Raw genomic sequence first — 17,001 nt, forward strand, 5'->3', positions numbered from 1 at the left:
CCGACAAATAGTTCACTATCAGTCGAAGCGGGTCGCAAAAAACGTTCAAGCAATTTATGGAGGATTATCTATAACCCATTTCCAATCAATAAGGTATCATATCCTTCAAGATACCTTCCTTATACCAAGGATCATCAATCTCTTTCAACACTTTGCCCATCTCTGCGCAAAGGTCTTTTACGACTTCTTGGTTTTCTTCCAAAGAAAGGTTATTCATCTGATACGGATCCTTTTCATCGTCAAACAACAAACTTTTGACCAGCTTATGGTTTTCGCGGTCAATGTAGAGCGCCAGCGTGTAGCGCGCCGATTTAAAGCCGCGCGACGAAGGGAAGTAGGAACGGACCATGCCTTCCGCATCCTTCTCACCGTCCAGGTTCTGGATGTAGAGAGCGCCGGTGGGACGTACAATATCCGCCTTTTCATCGAAGAAAAGCGGTGCATAGTTGCGCCCCTGCACCTCGGCCGGAATGGAGTCGGCAAGACCGGCAAGCCCCAACAAAGTAGGCATGATGTCCGGCGAGGAAAGCATCAAGTCGTCCACGCGGGGCTTAATCTTATCGGGAAAACGCACCAGGAAAGGAACGTTCATGGACTCGGAGTATGGGGAATTCTTCGGGTCTTCCGTATGCTGGCTGCACATGGTCTCTCCATGGTCGGAGGCAAACACGACAATGGTATTTTTGTCCAGTCCGAGTTCCTTCAAGGCATCGAGTATCTGACCGAAAGCACGGTCGACACCCGTCACAGAAGCAAAGTAGTAGCGTGCACTCTCTGCCTTGAGCATCTTGGAGTCGGCATTCGGACGGACGAGCAAGCTGTCCAGAGGCTGGTTTTTATAGAGATTGAAATCTTCCTCCATACAGTCGTCCAAAGAACGGTACGGACTATGGGGAGGATTCATACCTACCATAATGAAGAAAGGTTTCTTCGGGTCGCGTACATTCCCCTCGTTCTTCAGATAAGACACCACCTTGCCCGATTCGTGTAACGGTGACCACTCGCGCGGGTCGTGGCGACGGCCTTCCGTATCCCAGTAATGCGGATTCTTGTGTTCGTCGAAGGTACCGTAAGAATACCAGTAATTGAACCCATGACGACGTTCTTTCGGCGTATAGGCATCCCATGCAGGTACACGGTCTTCCACATACTGTCCGGGACGTTCGGGGTCGTTGGGGGTAGGAAAGTCGGCATGCAGTTTGCCAAAGTAGGCACAGTCATATCCGGCATTGCAGAAAACATCACTCACACACACAGCATCCTCACGCAGGGAGCTGATGGGACGGCTCGAATTGCAATTCAATGGAATACCACTCTTATTAGGATACATTCCCGTCAACAGAGAACCACGGTGGGGACTGCTCAACGGGCAGTTGCTCATGGCAGATGTCAATACCACCGACTCCCGGGCAAAATCATTCAAGCGTGGGGTATGCACCGGGTCATTCCGAAAGTTCACTTTCTCGCGAAAACCTTCCTGGCCCCAGAACTCCATCGCCTGGTTACGGTATTGGTCGGGAAAAACGTAAATGACATTCGGCTGGACGGATTGTTCCGCCTGCGGGGCTTTACAGCCCTGCAAGGCGAACAAACCTAAACCACCTAACAAAATATTTAATTGAGTTTTCATTTTTCCAAGTCTCTTTTACGCATCAATCCTTCCAGGAAGTAATAGTCGGCATAATTCAGCGGTACATCAATCTCCGCACCGTGAGGAATACTGCCCACAGAGTGCATCAGGATGAAGTTGCCGTTGGTACCCACCTTGGCACGGTAGGAAGGAGAAGCGAGGCTTTCCATAATCCGGTCGGCGGTTTCCTTGTATCCCTTATCCGGCAGATAAGTACTCAGCTCGTAAAGGGCGGACGCCGTGCAGGCAGCTGCCGAAGCATCGCGAGGTTCATTCGGGATATTGGGAGCATCGAAATCCCAGTAGGGAACCAAGTCTTCCGGAAGATTCTTGTTGTTGAAGATAAAGTTGTAGACCTTTTCAGCCTGTTCCAGGTATTTGGCATCGTGTGTATAGCGATAGCACATGGTATAGCCGTACAAGGCCCACGCTTGTCCACGTGCCCAAGCAGACTCGTCGGCATAGCCTTGTGCAGTCTGTCTCTTACGGACTTCACCGGTTTCGGGGTCATAATCCACCACATGATAGCAGCTGTTGTCCTCACGGAAATGGTTAGCCATAGTCGTATCGGCATGCTTCCGGGCTATGTTGTAGAAAGTGGAGTCACCGGACAGCCTGGAAGCTTCGAACAGCAGTTCGAGGTTCATCATATTATCAATGATAACGGGACATTTCCAGCCACGTTCAGCCTGCCACCCCTTGTCTGCATCCCATGACTGAAGTACGCCTGCTGCAGGGCGGAAACGGGTAGACAATGATTTGGCTGTCTGTATGATGACCGGCTTGTACTCCTCCTTACCCGCAAAACGGTATCCGTTCAAGTAGCTGCTGCCAATCATAAAGCCCACATCATGGTGCCAGGTAAGGTATTGTACCGAATCCAAATCCTCGGTATACTTCTCTGCCAGCGGCAGCCACTTCTGGTCACCGGTCAACTCGTACATATGCCAGATATTACCGGGGAAGAAGCCGGAACACCAATCGTCGATAGGTACATAGACAATGTTCCCATCCTTATCAATGGTACGGGGATTAAGGATTTTACCGGATTTTTCGATAATGTCTGTCTGAATTGTCTCCTGAGCCACAGCATTATCAATGTTTTCTTGGATAAAGTTGCTTTCAGCCTGCTTTTGCCCTGCGCAACCTGCCAATACAAGGAGGGAGATTCCCAATGTAGTGAGGACTGTTTTCATAATAAGGGATTTATTTATTAAGAGTTTATGATTTTTCATGCTGCAAAAGTAGAGCAAGTGTACAGATTTGACCCGCCTAAATAATTCAATTAATGGCTAAAATCGTTACTTTTGCGTCCGGAAGCACATATTTTCCACCCATTAATCATTAATCACTAAACATTAATCATTACTCCCCATGACCGCACAAGAGTTTTTTAAGAACGACCGCTTCGCCACGAATGCAAGTGTAGAACTGATAGAAATAAAGGAAGGATACAGCAAGGCACGCCTGGTTATCACGGCAGAGCATCTCAATGCAGGAGGCCGTACGCAAGGAGGGGCCATCTTCACCCTTGCCGACCTGGCACTGGCAGCAGCAGCCAACTCCCACGGAACATTGGCCTTCTCTCTTTCGTCCAATATCACCTTCCTGCGCAGCAGCGGACCGGGCGATGTACTGTATGCCGAAGCACGCGAACGCTACATCGGCCGCACCACCGGATATTACCAGATCGACGTCACCAACCAGGAGGGAAAACTGATTGCCACTTTCGAATCCAGTGTATTTAGAAAAGGGGATAACATCACTTTTTCCTTACCACAGACGTCATCGGATAGCGGTTGCCCCGGACACTCTTGAAGAATGCCTTGGCCGAACCGAAATTCAAATACATGTCCAAGCGAATGGGAAGGTGGTTCTTATCATCGGATACGAAGAAGGTGATGACCTCCTTCTCCTTACCTTTCTTGTACTCTACGAAAGAGAATACCAAGCAGCGGTAAACGGTGTCGTTATTCGCCTTGACCTCCTCCTTGCCGCGGTAAATCAACGTCTGCTCTTCCACCCTGCGTCCCGTGGCCATGGGAAAGAGTATCTTCTGCCCTACCTTGTAGTCTTTAGGGTCATAAGAGCGCGCCTGCGCCAAAATGCTCAACATATCGAAGATACAGCGACTATCACTGTATTCCATCTCCTGAGCCTCACGCACGGGATTGTGCCAGGTGCGTCTCTGCTTTACATTCGCCAGTCCGTCCGAGTAGGAGAACCAAGCCTCGTCCACCGTATGGCGGCTTCCCTCCTCCGCCGCTTTACGGAAGTAGAGCGGCTCCAACCTATCGCTGACATAACAAGTCAACGTATCACGCATCTTGAAGAAAAAATCGGTCTTTTTACTGCCTACACAAAGCAAGTTAAAGCGAAATGCAGGCTCGGAATGGTAAGTCGTGGCATTGGTAGTGAGGCTTGCCAGACCCACCTTCTTCCAAATGAACTTCCAATTGAAATATAAATCGTACATGACATGCTCGCCCGACTGGAAAGCTTCATTCTTTGCAGTACATTGGGCCTGAACAGACTGGGAGGTTCCCAAACAGACCGCTCCCACCATTAATAGAATGAACAATTGCTTCCGCCTAATAGCTATGGCCTCTACCACTGTTGCGGCTGCTATTGCCACTGCGGTTATTTTTGTTCCTGTTTTGCTTTTTCTTGTCTTCATCTGGTTTTTGTTTTTTTAGTTCGTCCGGCTTCTGCCTATCCAGGGACTTGGCCTTAATATCCCATTCCTGGGTCAAATCAAAGTTCGCTTTAAGCTCCAGAACCATCGGATAATAGTAAACCATTTCAGGCTGGCGCTTCTCGGCATAGTTTCCCGTATCCCAGACGCCATTCCCATTCGTATCATTTATCAGCCGCGCTCCATATTTGCCCGGATTGAGGAAATAGAAATCGGCTTTCCCATCCACCACCGGCACCGTGCGCAGCACTTTGTCCTGACCGTCCAGTAGTTCCACAAAAGCCAGAGAGTCCGCTCCATGCACATTAAAGAATATCTGCCCGTACTCTTCCAGCTTCTTGGCCTTGAAGTCCTTCTTTATCTTGTCGGAGAACAACCCGTACAACCCGCGTATGGCAGCAGAATCCACTTCAAATGTATAGCTTTCGCCGGGTGCCCATTCGGCAAACAGATTATAACGCTTCAAGTCCAAAGAGTCGCGCATAAAGTCGAACGGGATATCCTGCCACAACGAGTCCACTTTCAGTTTCAGATGGAAAGCGGTGGTATCTATGCTTGCCACCGGCTCCGTAAACGACAGAGTAAGATAATCATATACATCGATTGCAGAAGGGGCATACACATCTACAGCCAGGAATTCCGTCGGCTCGGGCTCTTCCACCTCACCTTCCTTCAACTTCTTCTTTTTCTTCTCACGCTCTTTCTGTTCCTTTTCCTTCGCTTCCTGCTTCTGCTTCTGCTGCTTGTCGTATGTCAACTTCGCCAGCACATTCAAAGTATCGGTACGGGGTACCAATCGTTTCAGGCTATCCGTATACAAATAGGTGATACTCATTTTCAGGGAATCCTGCTTATAGAGCAGAGAATCCTTTATCCAATAATGAATCGTATCGTTCCGGCCGGTAGGCTGTTCTATAACAAACGCATCTTCCTCATTAAAGTTCAATCCTTTCAATAAAGGCAACGTGTCTGCCGGAGCAGTGAAATAGAGCGAAAACTTCTCCGGAGTCAACCGTTCGGCCTTCAAAAAACGTTGCGAGAAGGAAAGCTCCTTGAAAGCACGCAGCAGAACATCATCCGGAAGGTAGTGGGTATATTGACGTTCTACAATCGTATCTACTGTCAGCGAGTCTATCCAAGTCGTATCCTGGCGCATGCGCTCTTCCATGGAAGGAATGATGATAGAGTCATTAAAAGCTATCACTTCCGTCGGCTGGGAATAGGCAAAATTCTGGTCGGCATCCTGCAAGGCATAAATGCGATACTTGCCGGGAGCCACTCCACGGATAGAGAAGCGTCCGCGACTGTCCGTACGCCCCACCCGCTCAAAAGGAAGTTTGGTAAAAGCGGAGTCGGCCAGATTGGCATGCAGACCGACCAGCATTCCTTTCACCGGTTCAAGATTGGCCGCATTCAGTACTGTACCGGCCACAGCCATAGAGTCGAGACGGTCGCCCGTAGAGAAAGAATAGAAGAAATTCTCCAAGGGATTCCCCTCATTATTATCCTGGATGGCATCACCAAAATCGAATGTATAAGTAGTATTGGGTTTCAATGTATCCTGCAGAGTGATGACCACCTTCTTCCCATTAGACTTAATTTCGGGCTGCTGCACCTGCGGAGGGGATATTACAATCTTCTCATTCGGCTTGTCAAGCTTGATAAATTCATCGAACTCAATGGAAAGTTTATTTTTATTGTGATGGAGTGCGCCGGGCGTGGGAGTACCGGAAATAAAACGCGGAGGAGTCTCATCATAAGGTCCTCCTTCAATACGGCCCACACTGGCACAAGAATACAGTGCGGCAGCTATGGCAACACCCCCCAACAACCTGCGGAAAAGCGGCTTCATTTTAGTATGGCGTTTACGTTCTAACATGCTGCAAAAATAAAGGTTATCTGCCAATTAGCGGTATGCTTTACAGTATTTTAATCAAAAAATGTCCTTTCGTTCTCATCTATGTATGAAACATAGTTAAAAAAGGAAGTGTTTCACACCTTATATACTAAGAAAAGAATATTTTTGCAGACGAAAACTGAATAGGAGTATTCAGTTTTCTTTTTCCTGCCTTATTTCTAAATCATGAATTACACACAAAAACGCCTTTCAAGAATCGAAAAAAAGAAGAATATAAAATTATACAGAGAACAAAAAAGAGTATGAAGAGTAGATTAGTATTATTGGCATGTTGCCTGGCACTGCTCAGCAGTTGCGGACAAGGCGACAAAGGAACGGGTAAAGCTCCCGAATTTGCAGTGATTGAGGCAAAGACCACCACTGCCAACTTGACAAACAGCTACCCTGCTACTATCAAGGGTAAACAAGATGTAGAAATCCGCCCGATGGTGAGTGGGTTCATCACAAAATTGCACGTGGATGAAGGCGCAACAGTGCGCAAAGGACAAGTGTTGTTCAGCATCGACCCCGTACAGTATCAGGCAGCCGTAAATTCGGCCAAAGCTGCTGTTGAAACAGCCAAAGCTGCCGTAAACACACAAGAACTGACTGTAAACAACAAACGTGAACTGAACAAGAAAAACATCATCAGTGACTACGATTTGCAAATGGCCGAAAACCAGCTGGCACAGACAAAGGCACAACTAGCACAAGCCAATGCCCAATTGGTCAATGCCAAGAACAACTTGTCATACACCAGTGTAACCAGCCCCAGTGACGGTGTAGTAGGTAGCATTCCCTACCGCGTAGGTAGCTTGGTTAGTCCTTCCGTAGCCAGCCCGCTGACTACCGTTGCCGACATCTCCGAAATGTACGCCTACTTCTCCATGACCGAACGCCAACTCTTGTCACAGATTCGTGAAGGCGGTAGCACCAAGGAAATTCTGGAAAAGATGCCGAATGTACAGTTGCAGCTCATCGACGGAACCATGTATGCCGACAGTGGCCGCGTGGAGACAATCAGCGGAGTCATTGACCAGACTACCGGTTCGGTAACCATGCGTGCCCTCTTCCCCAACAAGCACAACGTGTTGCGTAGCGGAAGCACCGGCAATGTGGTATTCCCCAACCCGCTGCATGATGTCATCATGATTCCACAAACCGCCACTACCGAAATCCAGGACAAGCAGTTCGTATTCGTACTGCAACCGGACAATACGCTGAAAAATACCGAAGTCAAAGTGTTCAGCTTAGACGACGGCAAGTATTATTACGTGACGGAAGGTTTGAAAGCAGGCGAAAAAATCGTTATCGAAGGGGTACAGAACCTGAAGGACGGACAGTCCATCACGCCTATCACGCCTGCTGAAAAGGAAGCTGAATACCAGAAGGCCCTGAAAGACCAGAAAGAAGGCAATATTCAGACTGCGTTTCAATGAAAGAATGAAAAATAAAAAAATTCTTCAATTTTTAATTCCTTAATTGTTCATGAAATGAAATTAGATAGATTTATTAACCGTCCGGTACTATCAACGGTAATTTCCATCCTGATAGTAATCTTAGGAGTTATTGGTCTGGCTACCTTGCCTATCACCCAATACCCGGACATTGCACCTCCCACCGTATCGGTAAGTGCGACTTACCAAGGTGCCAATGCCCAAACGGTGCTTAACTCCGTTATCGCTCCGCTGGAGGACCAGATTAACGGTGTGGAAAATATGATGTATATGAGTTCGAGCGCCACCAACAGCGGTTCGGGCGACATCTCCATCTACTTCAAGCAAGGTACCGACCCCGATATGGCAGCGGTGAACGTACAGAACCGCGTTTCCATGGCGCAAGGCTTGCTGCCTGCCGAAGTTACCAAAATCGGTGTAACCACCCGTAAACGCCAGACTTCCATGTTGATGGTATTCTCCATCTATGATGAAAAAGACCAGTACAACATCGAGTTCCTGGAAAACTACGCCAACATCAACCTTATCCCTGAGGTGAAACGTGTCAACGGTGTGGGCGATGCCATGGTATTGGGACAAGACTACTCCATGCGTATCTGGCTGAAACCTGATGTAATGGCCCAATACAAACTTATCCCCAACGATGTGGTTGCCGCCTTGAGCGAACAGAACATCGAAGCGGCTCCCGGCCAGTTGGGTGAGCGCGGTAACCAAACCTACCAGTATACCCTGCGTTACAAAGGACGTCTGCAACAGACTACGGAGTTTGAGAACATTGTCATCAAGGCTTTGGAGAACGGTGAAATACTCCGTTTGAAGGACGTAGCAAGTGTAGAACTGGGTCGTCTGTCATACGGATTCAACAATATGGTAAACGGGCATAAAGCCGTGAGTTGTATCATTTTCCAGATGGCAGGCAGTAATGCCACGCAGACCATCTCGGATATCGAGGCCCTGCTGGACGACTATTCCAGCAAACTGCCCGCCGGCTTGAAGATAAACATTGCACAGAGTGCCAACGACTTCCTCTTCGCTTCCATACATGAGGTAATCAAGACATTGATCGAGGCCTTTATCCTGGTGTTCATCGTAGTGTATATCTTCCTGCAGGATATGCGCTCCACGTTGATTCCCGCCATCGCCATTCCCGTGGCGTTGATTGCCACCTTCTTTGTATTGAAACTGATTGGCTTCAGTATCAACTTGCTGACCCTTTCGGCCATGGTGCTTGCCATTGCGATTGTGGTCGATGATGCCATCGTCGTCGTCGAGGGCGTCCATGCCAAGCTGGACCAGGGCTACAAATCGGCCCGTACAGCTTCCATCGACGCCATGAGTGAACTGGGTGGTGCCATCGTCTCCATTACGTTGGTGATGATGTCCGTATTCGTTCCCGTGAGCTTCATGGGAGGTACGGCAGGTACTTTCTACCGTCAGTTCGGTTTGACCATGGCGATTGCCATCGGTTTCTCGGCTCTGAACGCCCTGACCCTGAGTCCTGCGCTGTGTGCCATCTTCCTGAAACCTCACAACGGCGGACACGAAAGTCTGAAAGAGCGTGTAGGCGTTGCCGCCAAGGAAGCGCGCAAGATTATGATTGCACGTTATGCCGACTCTATAGGCCGGTTGATGCGTCCCGGCATTACACTGCTCTTCGTGACGGTAGCTATCCTGGGCATGATTTTCGGTCTGTTCAGCTTCAGCGAACACCCCATTCTGTGTAGCTTGATGATTATCATCAGTGTGCTGGCGTTAGCAGGTATGACTACCGACAAGTTCAAACAGTCCTTCAATGACTCATACAACGGTATCCTGGGCAAGTATAAGAAACAAGTGCTGTTCTTCATCCAGAAACGCTGGATATCGGCAGGACTGGTTATCGGCTCTATTGTACTGTTGGGCGTATTCATGCAGATAACCCCGACCGGTATGGTGCCCAACGAAGACACCGGTACCATCATGGGCGCTGTGACACTGCCTCCGGGCACTTCACAAGAACGCGCACAAGAGATTTTGAACCGTGTGGACAGCTTGGTTGCTGCAGACCCTGCCGTACAGTCACGTACCGTTATCTCAGGTTATAGCTTCTTGGGCGGTCAAGGCCCCTCCTACGGTTCACTCATCATCAAGCTGAAGAACTGGGAAGAACGTTCCACGATGCAGAACTCCACGATTGTGTACGCCACTTTGTACATGCGCGCCCAAAAGATTATCAAGGAAGCGCAGGTATTGTTCTTCGCGCCGCCTATGATTCCGGGTTACTCGGCTTCAAGCGACATCGAGTTGAACATGCAGGACAAGACGGGTGGTGATTTGAACCACTTCTTCGACGTAGTGAACAACTATAACGCAGCCCTGGAAGCACGCCCTGAAATCAACTCTGCCAAGACATCCTTCAACCCTCACTTCCCGCAATACCAGCTGGACATTGACGCTGCCGCTTGTAAGAAAGCAGGCATCAGCCCCAATGACATCTTGACTACCTTGCAGGGATATTACGGTGGTTTGTATGCTTCCAACTTCAACAGCTTCGGTAAGATGTACCGCGTAATGGTACAAGCCGAACCTGATGCTACCAAGAATATGGAAACACTGCAAAGCATCAAGGTGCGCAACGGCAACGAGATGGCACCTATCACGCAGTTCATCTCCATCAAGAAAGTATATGGTCCTGACGTCATCAGCCGTTTTAACCTCTACACCTCCATGAAGGTGATGGTGGCTCCCGCATCAGGCTACACTTCCGGTCAGGCTCTGCAAGCCATTGCCGAAGTGGCGCAGGAAAACCTGCCTGCCGGTTTCGGTTATGAGTTGGGAGGTATGGCGCGTGAAGAGGCCGAAACGAGTGGCAGCACTACGGGACTCATCTTCATATTGTGCTTCGTATTCGTTTATCTGTTGCTGAGTGCCCAGTACGAAAGCTACATCCTGCCTTTATCCGTATTGCTGTCCGTGCCGTTCGGTCTGCTGGGTAGCTTCCTCTTTGTAGGCGGTATAGGCGCATTGGGCAGCATCCCGGCACTGAAAATGATTCTGGGTACGATGTCCAATGACATCTATATGCAGATTGCCCTCATCATGTTGATGGGTCTGTTGGCCAAGAATGCCATCTTGATTGTAGAGTTTGCCCTCGAACGCCGCAGAATGGGTATGAGTATCACCTGGGCAGCCGTATTGGGTGCCGCAGCCCGTCTGCGTCCTATCTTGATGACGTCGTTGGCAATGATTGTCGGCCTGCTTCCGCTGATGTTTGCTTCCGGTGCGGGTGCCAACGGTAACCGTACGCTGGGTACGTCTGCCATCGGCGGTATGTTAATCGGTATGATTCTGCAAATCTTCATAGTGCCCGCACTGTTCGTGGCATTCCAGTACCTGCAGGAGAAATTCAAGCCGATGGAATGGGAAGATGTGGACAACTCGGATGCAGAACCTGAGATTGAACAATATACAAAATAGTGATTAACGATTAGCGATTATGAAGAAAATAATATGCCTGATGTGCGCAACTGCTTTATTGAGCAGTTGCCACATCTACAAATCATACGACAGACCCGAAGACATAACAACTGCCGGACTGTATCGCGACACGGCGTCCGTGAACGATACATTAGCCGCAGATACAGCCAACTTCGGTAATCTGCCTTGGAGAGAAGTGTTCACAGACCCACAGCTGCAGGCACTTATCGAGCAAGCACTCACCAACAACGGTGACCTACGCAGTGCCGCTTTAAACGTGAAACAAGCACAAGCCGCACTGATGTCTGCCCGTCTTGCCTATGCTCCGACGCTTGCCTTGTCTCCGCAAGGAACCGTCAGCAGCTGGGACAAGGGAAAGGCTACACAAATCTACTCCCTGCCCGTCACCGCAAGCTGGCAAGTCGACCTCTTCGGTCAACTGCTGAACCCGAAGCGACAAGCAAAGGTTAGCTTGAAGCAGACGCAGTTCTACGAACAAGCCGTTCAGACGCAAGTCATCGCCGGCGTAGCCAACATGTACTACACCCTGCTGATGCTGGACCGCCAACTCCAAATCACCGAAGGCACCGTCGAGATTCTGAAAAAGAACCTGGAGACCGTGCAAGCCATGAAAGATGCAGGCATCTACGGAACCACTTCTGCTGCCGTAGAGCAGAGCCGCACTGCCTACGCTCAAGTTATGGCATCACTGCCCGACATACGCCAGAGCATACGCGAAACCGAAAACGCCCTCTGCCTGATGTTGCACCAACCGGCACAGAGCATCGCACGCGGTGTGCTGGAAGAGCAGCAGCTGCCTACGGAATTTTCAGTAGGTATCCCCTTGCAGTTGCTATCCAACCGTCCGGACGTGAAAGCTGCCGAGATGTCACTGGCTGCCAACTACTATAACACCAATAGCGCCCGTGCCGCTTTCTACCCGCAGATTACATTGAGCGGTTCGGGAGGCTGGACCAATAACTCCGGTGCAGGTATCGTCAACCCGGGCAAACTGCTGGCTTCCGCCATCGGTTCGCTGACGCAACCCTTGTTCTATCGCGGTGCCAACATTGCCCGTCTGAAACAAGCCAAGGCACAAGAGGAGCAGGCTAAGATTCAGTTCCAAACCGCCCTGCTGAATGCCGGAAATGAAGTGAGCAACGCCCTGCATCTGTATCAAATGGAGAAGGACAAAGCCGTTTCACGCACTATTCAAGTAAATTCTGCCCGCCAAGCTGCCTCAGATACAAAAGATTTGTTTAACTTAGGCACGTCGACTTATCTGGAAGTCTTGTCTGCCGAGCAGTCTTATCTCAGCGCACAGCTTGCAGAAGTATCCGACACCTTCAGCAGCATGCAGGCGGTTATCAGCCTGTATCAAGCGCTTGGAGGAGGAAGAGAATAAAATGAGCGATAAGTGATTAGTGGTTAGCGATTAATGAAATAGTAAATCCTAATCACTAACCATTTATCACTAATCATTAATCATTAATCGCTAATTACTATGATAAGTCCGTTAGCTTATGTAGATTCTGCCGCAAAAATCGGCAAGAATGTAACCATCCAGCCCTTTGCTTTTATCGAAGGGAACGTGGAAATCGGTGATGACTGTATTATTATGTCGGGGGCAAAAATTCTGCACGGTACCCGCATGGGAAAAGGGAACAAAGTGCATCACAATGCCGTTCTGGGTGCCGAACCGCAAGACTTCCATTATACGGGAGAGAACAGCATGCTGATTATCGGTGATAATAACGACATCCGCGAGAACGTGGTTGTCAGCCGTGCTACCCATGCAGGAAGCGCTACCCGCATCGGCAATGAAAACTACCTGATGGATGGTGTACACCTCTGCCACGACGTGCAGATAGGCAACCATTGTGTACTGGGCATCAAGACTACCGTAGCCGGAGAATGTCAGATAGACGACTGCACCATTCTGAGCAGCAACGTCATTCTGCACCAATACTGCCACATTGGAAGTTGGGTACTGATCCAAGCAGGCTGCCGCATATCAAAGGATGTACCGCCTTATATCATCATGAACGGTAATCCGGCGGAATACCACGGTATCAACGCTGCTGTGCTTCAACACAAACACCAGGTGACCGAACGTGTATTGCGCCATATCGTAAATGCCTACCGTCTGGTATACCAGGGAAACTTCAGCGTGCAGGATGCCTTGCAGAAGATTGAAGACCAAGTACCGATGAGTGACGAGATACACAATATCATCAACTTCATCAAGAATTCCAAAGGAATCGTGAAGTAAAAACCCTTCTTCGGGCACGAATCACGCAGACTATTACGGATGGATAAATTCTTTTCTGTAAGTTTGCGTAGTTCGTGCCTTTTTCTAAAGACCTTTACAGATATTTCTCCCACAAATATCTCAACGGACTAAGCAATCTTTCAGTCACACTTCGTTCGTCTGTCATGACCTCTGCCATACCGGTCAGTTCTCCTTTGAATTCCAGCTGTTTACCATAGGAAGTGCATAAGTCTTGCGGCAGGCTTATGGTGACGGTATAGGCGCTTTCATCGTCTGCCAACAACGAGACGGACATTACCTTCCCCGTCAGGAAACCGAACTCCATGTATGGATAACCGGTCACGCTGATGTTTACCCGCTGTCCGGGCATTACTTTACCCGAACCTCCGGCGGGAAGTTTTATCTTTCCGATGATGCTTCCCGGGGCTTTGGCTACGATGGAGAACACCTTGTCTCCGCTACTGACGTTCTGGTTCTTTTGCCAGATGTGGTTGTAGGAGAGTATGCCGTTTGCCGGGCTGACGAAGAGATAAGCCAGTTCCCAATCATTGATGCTGACTTGCAATTCGTTGTAGGCAGTTTTCAGGGCCACATTCAAGTTGTTGGACTCCCGGCTTTGCTCCATTTGTGTTTCGATGATGCTTTGCTGCAACTGCGCTTCCTGTATTCTGGCGGAAGACAGTGAGGTCATTAGCTGTTCCCGGCTCTGCTGCTTGTTCAAGAATGTTTGTTTGGCTTCCTCGTATTCCGATTGTGCAGTCAGCCCTTCATCAAAAAGTTGCTTCTCGCGGTTGTGTACGGTAGAAGCTATCCGCACTTGTTCCTTGTCCAGTTCTGCTTGTCTGTTCAGGTGGGCGATGTAGTTGCGGTATTCCTGCAACTCCCGGCGGGTGGCCTCCACCTTCTGTTCGTACAGATTCAGTGAGAGGAAGTTGCGGTAGTCCGTCAGGCTTTTCAGGAAAGAGGCGTAGGCGTTCTGTATGCTTCCCAGGGACAGCTTCTCCGGGAACTGCGCGGTGCAGACGCTGCTGTCTGCCGGATTGAAGGATGCCAGCTGCTCCTTCAGGCGCAGCACGTCTTCCGTCACGACAGGATTCTCCAGTACGGCGATGATGTTTCCCGTCCACACGGAATCCCGGTCCTTGTGGTACACCTCCTTTATTTTCCCGCTTCCCCGTGCCACCATCCATATCGGCGGATGCTCCGTAGTGATGGTAATGGAAGCACTTATCACGTCGGGATATTTAAAGAAACACCCGCCTATGAAGAAGAGTGCCAGCACCACGAAGAACACCGTGATGCCCCATCGTACCAGTGCATGCGGCGGACGGGTCAGTATCTCCTGCACCTCCTCACTCCGCAATTCTATGTCCTTCCTCCCGTTTTCCATTTTCAACTTTCCATTCTCAAAGCTCCAGCTGATTCTTCACCAGCTTATAATACCTTCCTTCCCTCGCTATCAGTTCCTCGTGCGTCCCCGTTTCCGCTATCCGTCCCTGCTCTATCACCACTATCCGGTCTGCATTCCGCACGGTACTCAGCCGGTGGGCCACCACTACCGATGTCCTTCCTTCGAAGAAGCGCTGCAGGTTCTCCATGATGATGCGCTCGTTGTTGGCATCCAGTGCGTTGGTGGCTTCGTCGAAGAAGATGAATTCCGGGTTCTTGTACACGGCGCGGGCGATGAGTATGCGCTGTTTCTGTCCCTGGCTCAATCCGTGCCCTTCCTGGCCTATCCGGGTGTTGTATCCCAATGGCAGTCCCTCGATGAATCCGTGTATGTTTGCCACTTCCGCCGCATGCCGCAGGCGTTCCTTGTCGATGTGCTCCACCCCGGGGGCGATGTTGCCGGCAATGCTGTCCGAGAAGATGAACCCGTCCTGCATCACCACGCCGCACCGTTTGCGCCACTCGCGGATGCTGAAGTTCTCCAGCGAGGTGTCGCCCAGCAGTATCTGTCCGCTTGCAGGCGGATAGAATCCTAATAGCAGCTTCACCAGCGTGGTCTTTCCGCTTCCGCTCATTCCTACGATGGCTGTCTGTCTGCCCGATGCGATTTCCAGACTGATGTTGTCTAAGGTGGGCGTTTCGCCGAGCGGGTCGTATTTGAAACTCAGGTTTTCTATCCGCAGGTCTTTCCCTGTGGGTATCTCCCTTATCAGGTCTTTTGTGGGGTCTTCTTCATCGGGGCTGTCCCGCACCTCGCCCAGGCGGTTTGTGCTGAGGCGCGCGTCCTGCATGTCGCGGGCAAAGGTGATGAGTTCGTTTATCGGACTGTTCAGTTGTCCGATGATGTACTGCACGGAGAGCATCATGCCCAGTGTCATTTCCCCTTGTACCACCAGCGAGGCCACCAGTCCCGTGATTACTATGTTCTTGGTCTGGTTTATCAGTACCGCTCCCGAGTCCTGGTACTGCCTCAGCGCAAGGCTCCGGATGTTCACTTTGAACAGCCGTGCCTGTATGCGTTCCCATTCCCACCGCTTCTGCTGCTCGCAGGCACTCAGCTTTATCTCCTGCATGCCGTTCACCAGCTGCACCACCGTGCTCTGGTTGGCGCTCTGCTGGGCAAACCGCTTGTGGTCCAGTTCCGCCCGTTTCTTCATGAAGAGCCAGACGTAGGAGATGTAGAGTGCGCTCCCTCCCATGAAGATAAGGAAAATCATGCCGCTGTACACCAGCAGCACGATGCCGAATATCAGGATGTTGAAGGTGGAGAACGCCACGCTGAGGCTGCTTCCGGTCAGGAAGTTCTGTATGCGCGTGTGGTCGTTGATGCGTTGCAGGATGTCGCCCGTCATCTTGGTGTCGAAGTAGCCCATAGGGAGCTTCATCATCTTGATGAGGAAGTCCGAAATCAGGGCGATGTTGATGCGTGTGCCCAGATGCAGCAATATCCATCCGCGTATGAACTCCACGGCGCTGCTGCTGAAGGACAGCATCAGTTGGGCAATGAGCACCAGGTAGATAAATCCGAGATTTTGGTTGTTGATGCCGAAGTCCACGATGCTCTGCGTGAGGAAGGGGAGCATCAGCTGTATCATGCTGCCCAGCAGCAACCCCAGCAGCAGTTGTCCCACCAGTTGCTTGTAGGGGCGCAAGTAAGAATAGAGGAAGCCGAAGCCTTTATAGTTTGTCTTTTCCCCCTCATCTTCTTGTGCATAGAATTCCGGTGTAGGTTCCAGCAACAGTGCCACTCCCGTATCTTCTCCGTCCGTTTTGGCGCTGAGCCAGCAACGGCAGAATTCTTCCCGGGTGTATTTCAGCTTGCCTGCTCCGGGGTCGGCCACCCATACATGCTTGTCGTTCATCCGGTAGACCACGACGAAATGTTGCTGGTTCCAGTGGACGATACAAGGTAAAGGGGCTTCTTGCAGCATTTCGTAGCTCACTTGCACACAGATGCTCCGAAATCCAATCTTCTCAGCCGCTTCGCTGATACCCAGCATAGAGACACCTTCGCGAGTGATGAATGACTTTTCCCTCAGACCTTCCAAAGAATAGCGCTTGCCATAGAAGGCGGACACCATGCGCAGGCAGGTGGGGCCGCAGTCCATCACGTCGTGCTGGGAGTAGTGAGGAAAGGATTTCATT

At 50.2% G+C, this 17,001-nt stretch carries 11 protein-coding genes; 5 read left to right on the plus strand and 6 right to left on the minus strand.

Going from position 1 to position 17,001, the window contains the following annotated elements; all coding sequences use genetic code 11:
* Positions 1-85 precede the first annotated feature (85 nt).
* A complete protein-coding gene (locus DW947_RS08590; RefSeq protein WP_016272089.1) occupies positions 86-1,630 on the minus strand; it encodes a sulfatase in 1,545 nt (514 codons plus the stop codon).
* Complete coding sequence (locus DW947_RS08595) at positions 1,627-2,826, minus strand: glycoside hydrolase family 88 protein (protein WP_005833826.1); 1,200 nt, start codon at positions 2,824-2,826, stop codon at positions 1,627-1,629. Before DW947_RS08595 ends, DW947_RS08590 begins: the two co-directional genes overlap by 4 nt.
* A gap of 178 nt (positions 2,827-3,004) precedes the next feature.
* On the opposite strand from DW947_RS08595, the gene DW947_RS08600 reads away from it, so the two are divergent.
* Positions 3,005-3,448, plus strand: a complete 444-nt coding sequence (locus DW947_RS08600; protein ID WP_057256581.1) for a PaaI family thioesterase — start codon at positions 3,005-3,007, stop codon at positions 3,446-3,448.
* On the opposite strand, the gene DW947_RS08605 is transcribed toward DW947_RS08600, so the two are convergent.
* Positions 3,393-4,307: a DUF3108 domain-containing protein gene (locus DW947_RS08605; protein ID WP_080545834.1), complete on the minus strand. Its 915-nt coding sequence runs from the start codon at positions 4,305-4,307 to the stop codon at positions 3,393-3,395. The two genes, DW947_RS08600 and DW947_RS08605, sit on opposite strands and share 56 nt — an antisense overlap.
* A complete protein-coding gene (locus tag DW947_RS08610) occupies positions 4,222-6,204 on the minus strand; it encodes an Ig-like domain-containing domain (RefSeq protein ID WP_005826015.1) in 1,983 nt (660 codons plus the stop codon). The genes DW947_RS08605 and DW947_RS08610 overlap by 86 nt, the downstream gene beginning before the upstream one ends.
* A gap of 281 nt (positions 6,205-6,485) precedes the next feature.
* Between DW947_RS08610 and DW947_RS08615 the strand changes: the two genes are divergently transcribed.
* The 4 genes from DW947_RS08615 (at position 6,486) to lpxA (ending at position 13,407) form a co-directional block, all read left to right on the plus strand.
* Entirely contained in the window at positions 6,486-7,661 is a 1,176-nt protein-coding gene (locus DW947_RS08615; protein ID WP_117749522.1) for an efflux RND transporter periplasmic adaptor subunit, read from the plus strand.
* A 54-nt stretch (positions 7,662-7,715) separates the two neighbouring features.
* A complete protein-coding gene (locus tag DW947_RS08620) occupies positions 7,716-11,135 on the plus strand; it encodes an efflux RND transporter permease subunit (RefSeq protein WP_117962993.1) in 3,420 nt (1,139 codons plus the stop codon).
* Positions 11,136-11,154: 19 nt separating this feature from the next.
* Positions 11,155-12,540, plus strand: a complete 1,386-nt coding sequence (locus DW947_RS08625; protein WP_117962991.1) for a TolC family protein — start codon at positions 11,155-11,157, stop codon at positions 12,538-12,540.
* 99 nt (positions 12,541-12,639) lie between these two features.
* Positions 12,640-13,407 (plus strand): acyl-ACP--UDP-N-acetylglucosamine O-acyltransferase, encoded by a 768-nt coding sequence (gene lpxA, locus DW947_RS08630; RefSeq protein WP_005833833.1) that lies wholly within the window; start codon positions 12,640-12,642, stop codon positions 13,405-13,407.
* A gap of 94 nt (positions 13,408-13,501) precedes the next feature.
* Here lpxA and DW947_RS08635 read toward each other — a convergent pair whose 3' ends face one another.
* Together DW947_RS08635 and DW947_RS08640 are read right to left on the minus strand one after the other, a co-directional pair.
* The gene (locus tag DW947_RS08635) at positions 13,502-14,797 is read right to left on the minus strand and encodes an HlyD family secretion protein (RefSeq protein WP_087332857.1); all 1,296 of its coding nucleotides are present in this window, start codon (positions 14,795-14,797) and stop codon (positions 13,502-13,504) included.
* Positions 14,798-14,813: 16 nt separating this feature from the next.
* Positions 14,814-17,000, minus strand: coding sequence for a peptidase domain-containing ABC transporter (locus DW947_RS08640; RefSeq protein ID WP_016272093.1), 2,187 nt, complete (start codon positions 16,998-17,000; stop codon positions 14,814-14,816).
* Position 17,001: the final 1 nt, after the last annotated feature.

The organism is Bacteroides sp. AM44-19, assembly GCF_003603395.1.
Classification (GTDB): Bacteria; Bacteroidota; Bacteroidia; order Bacteroidales; family Bacteroidaceae; genus Bacteroides; species Bacteroides uniformis.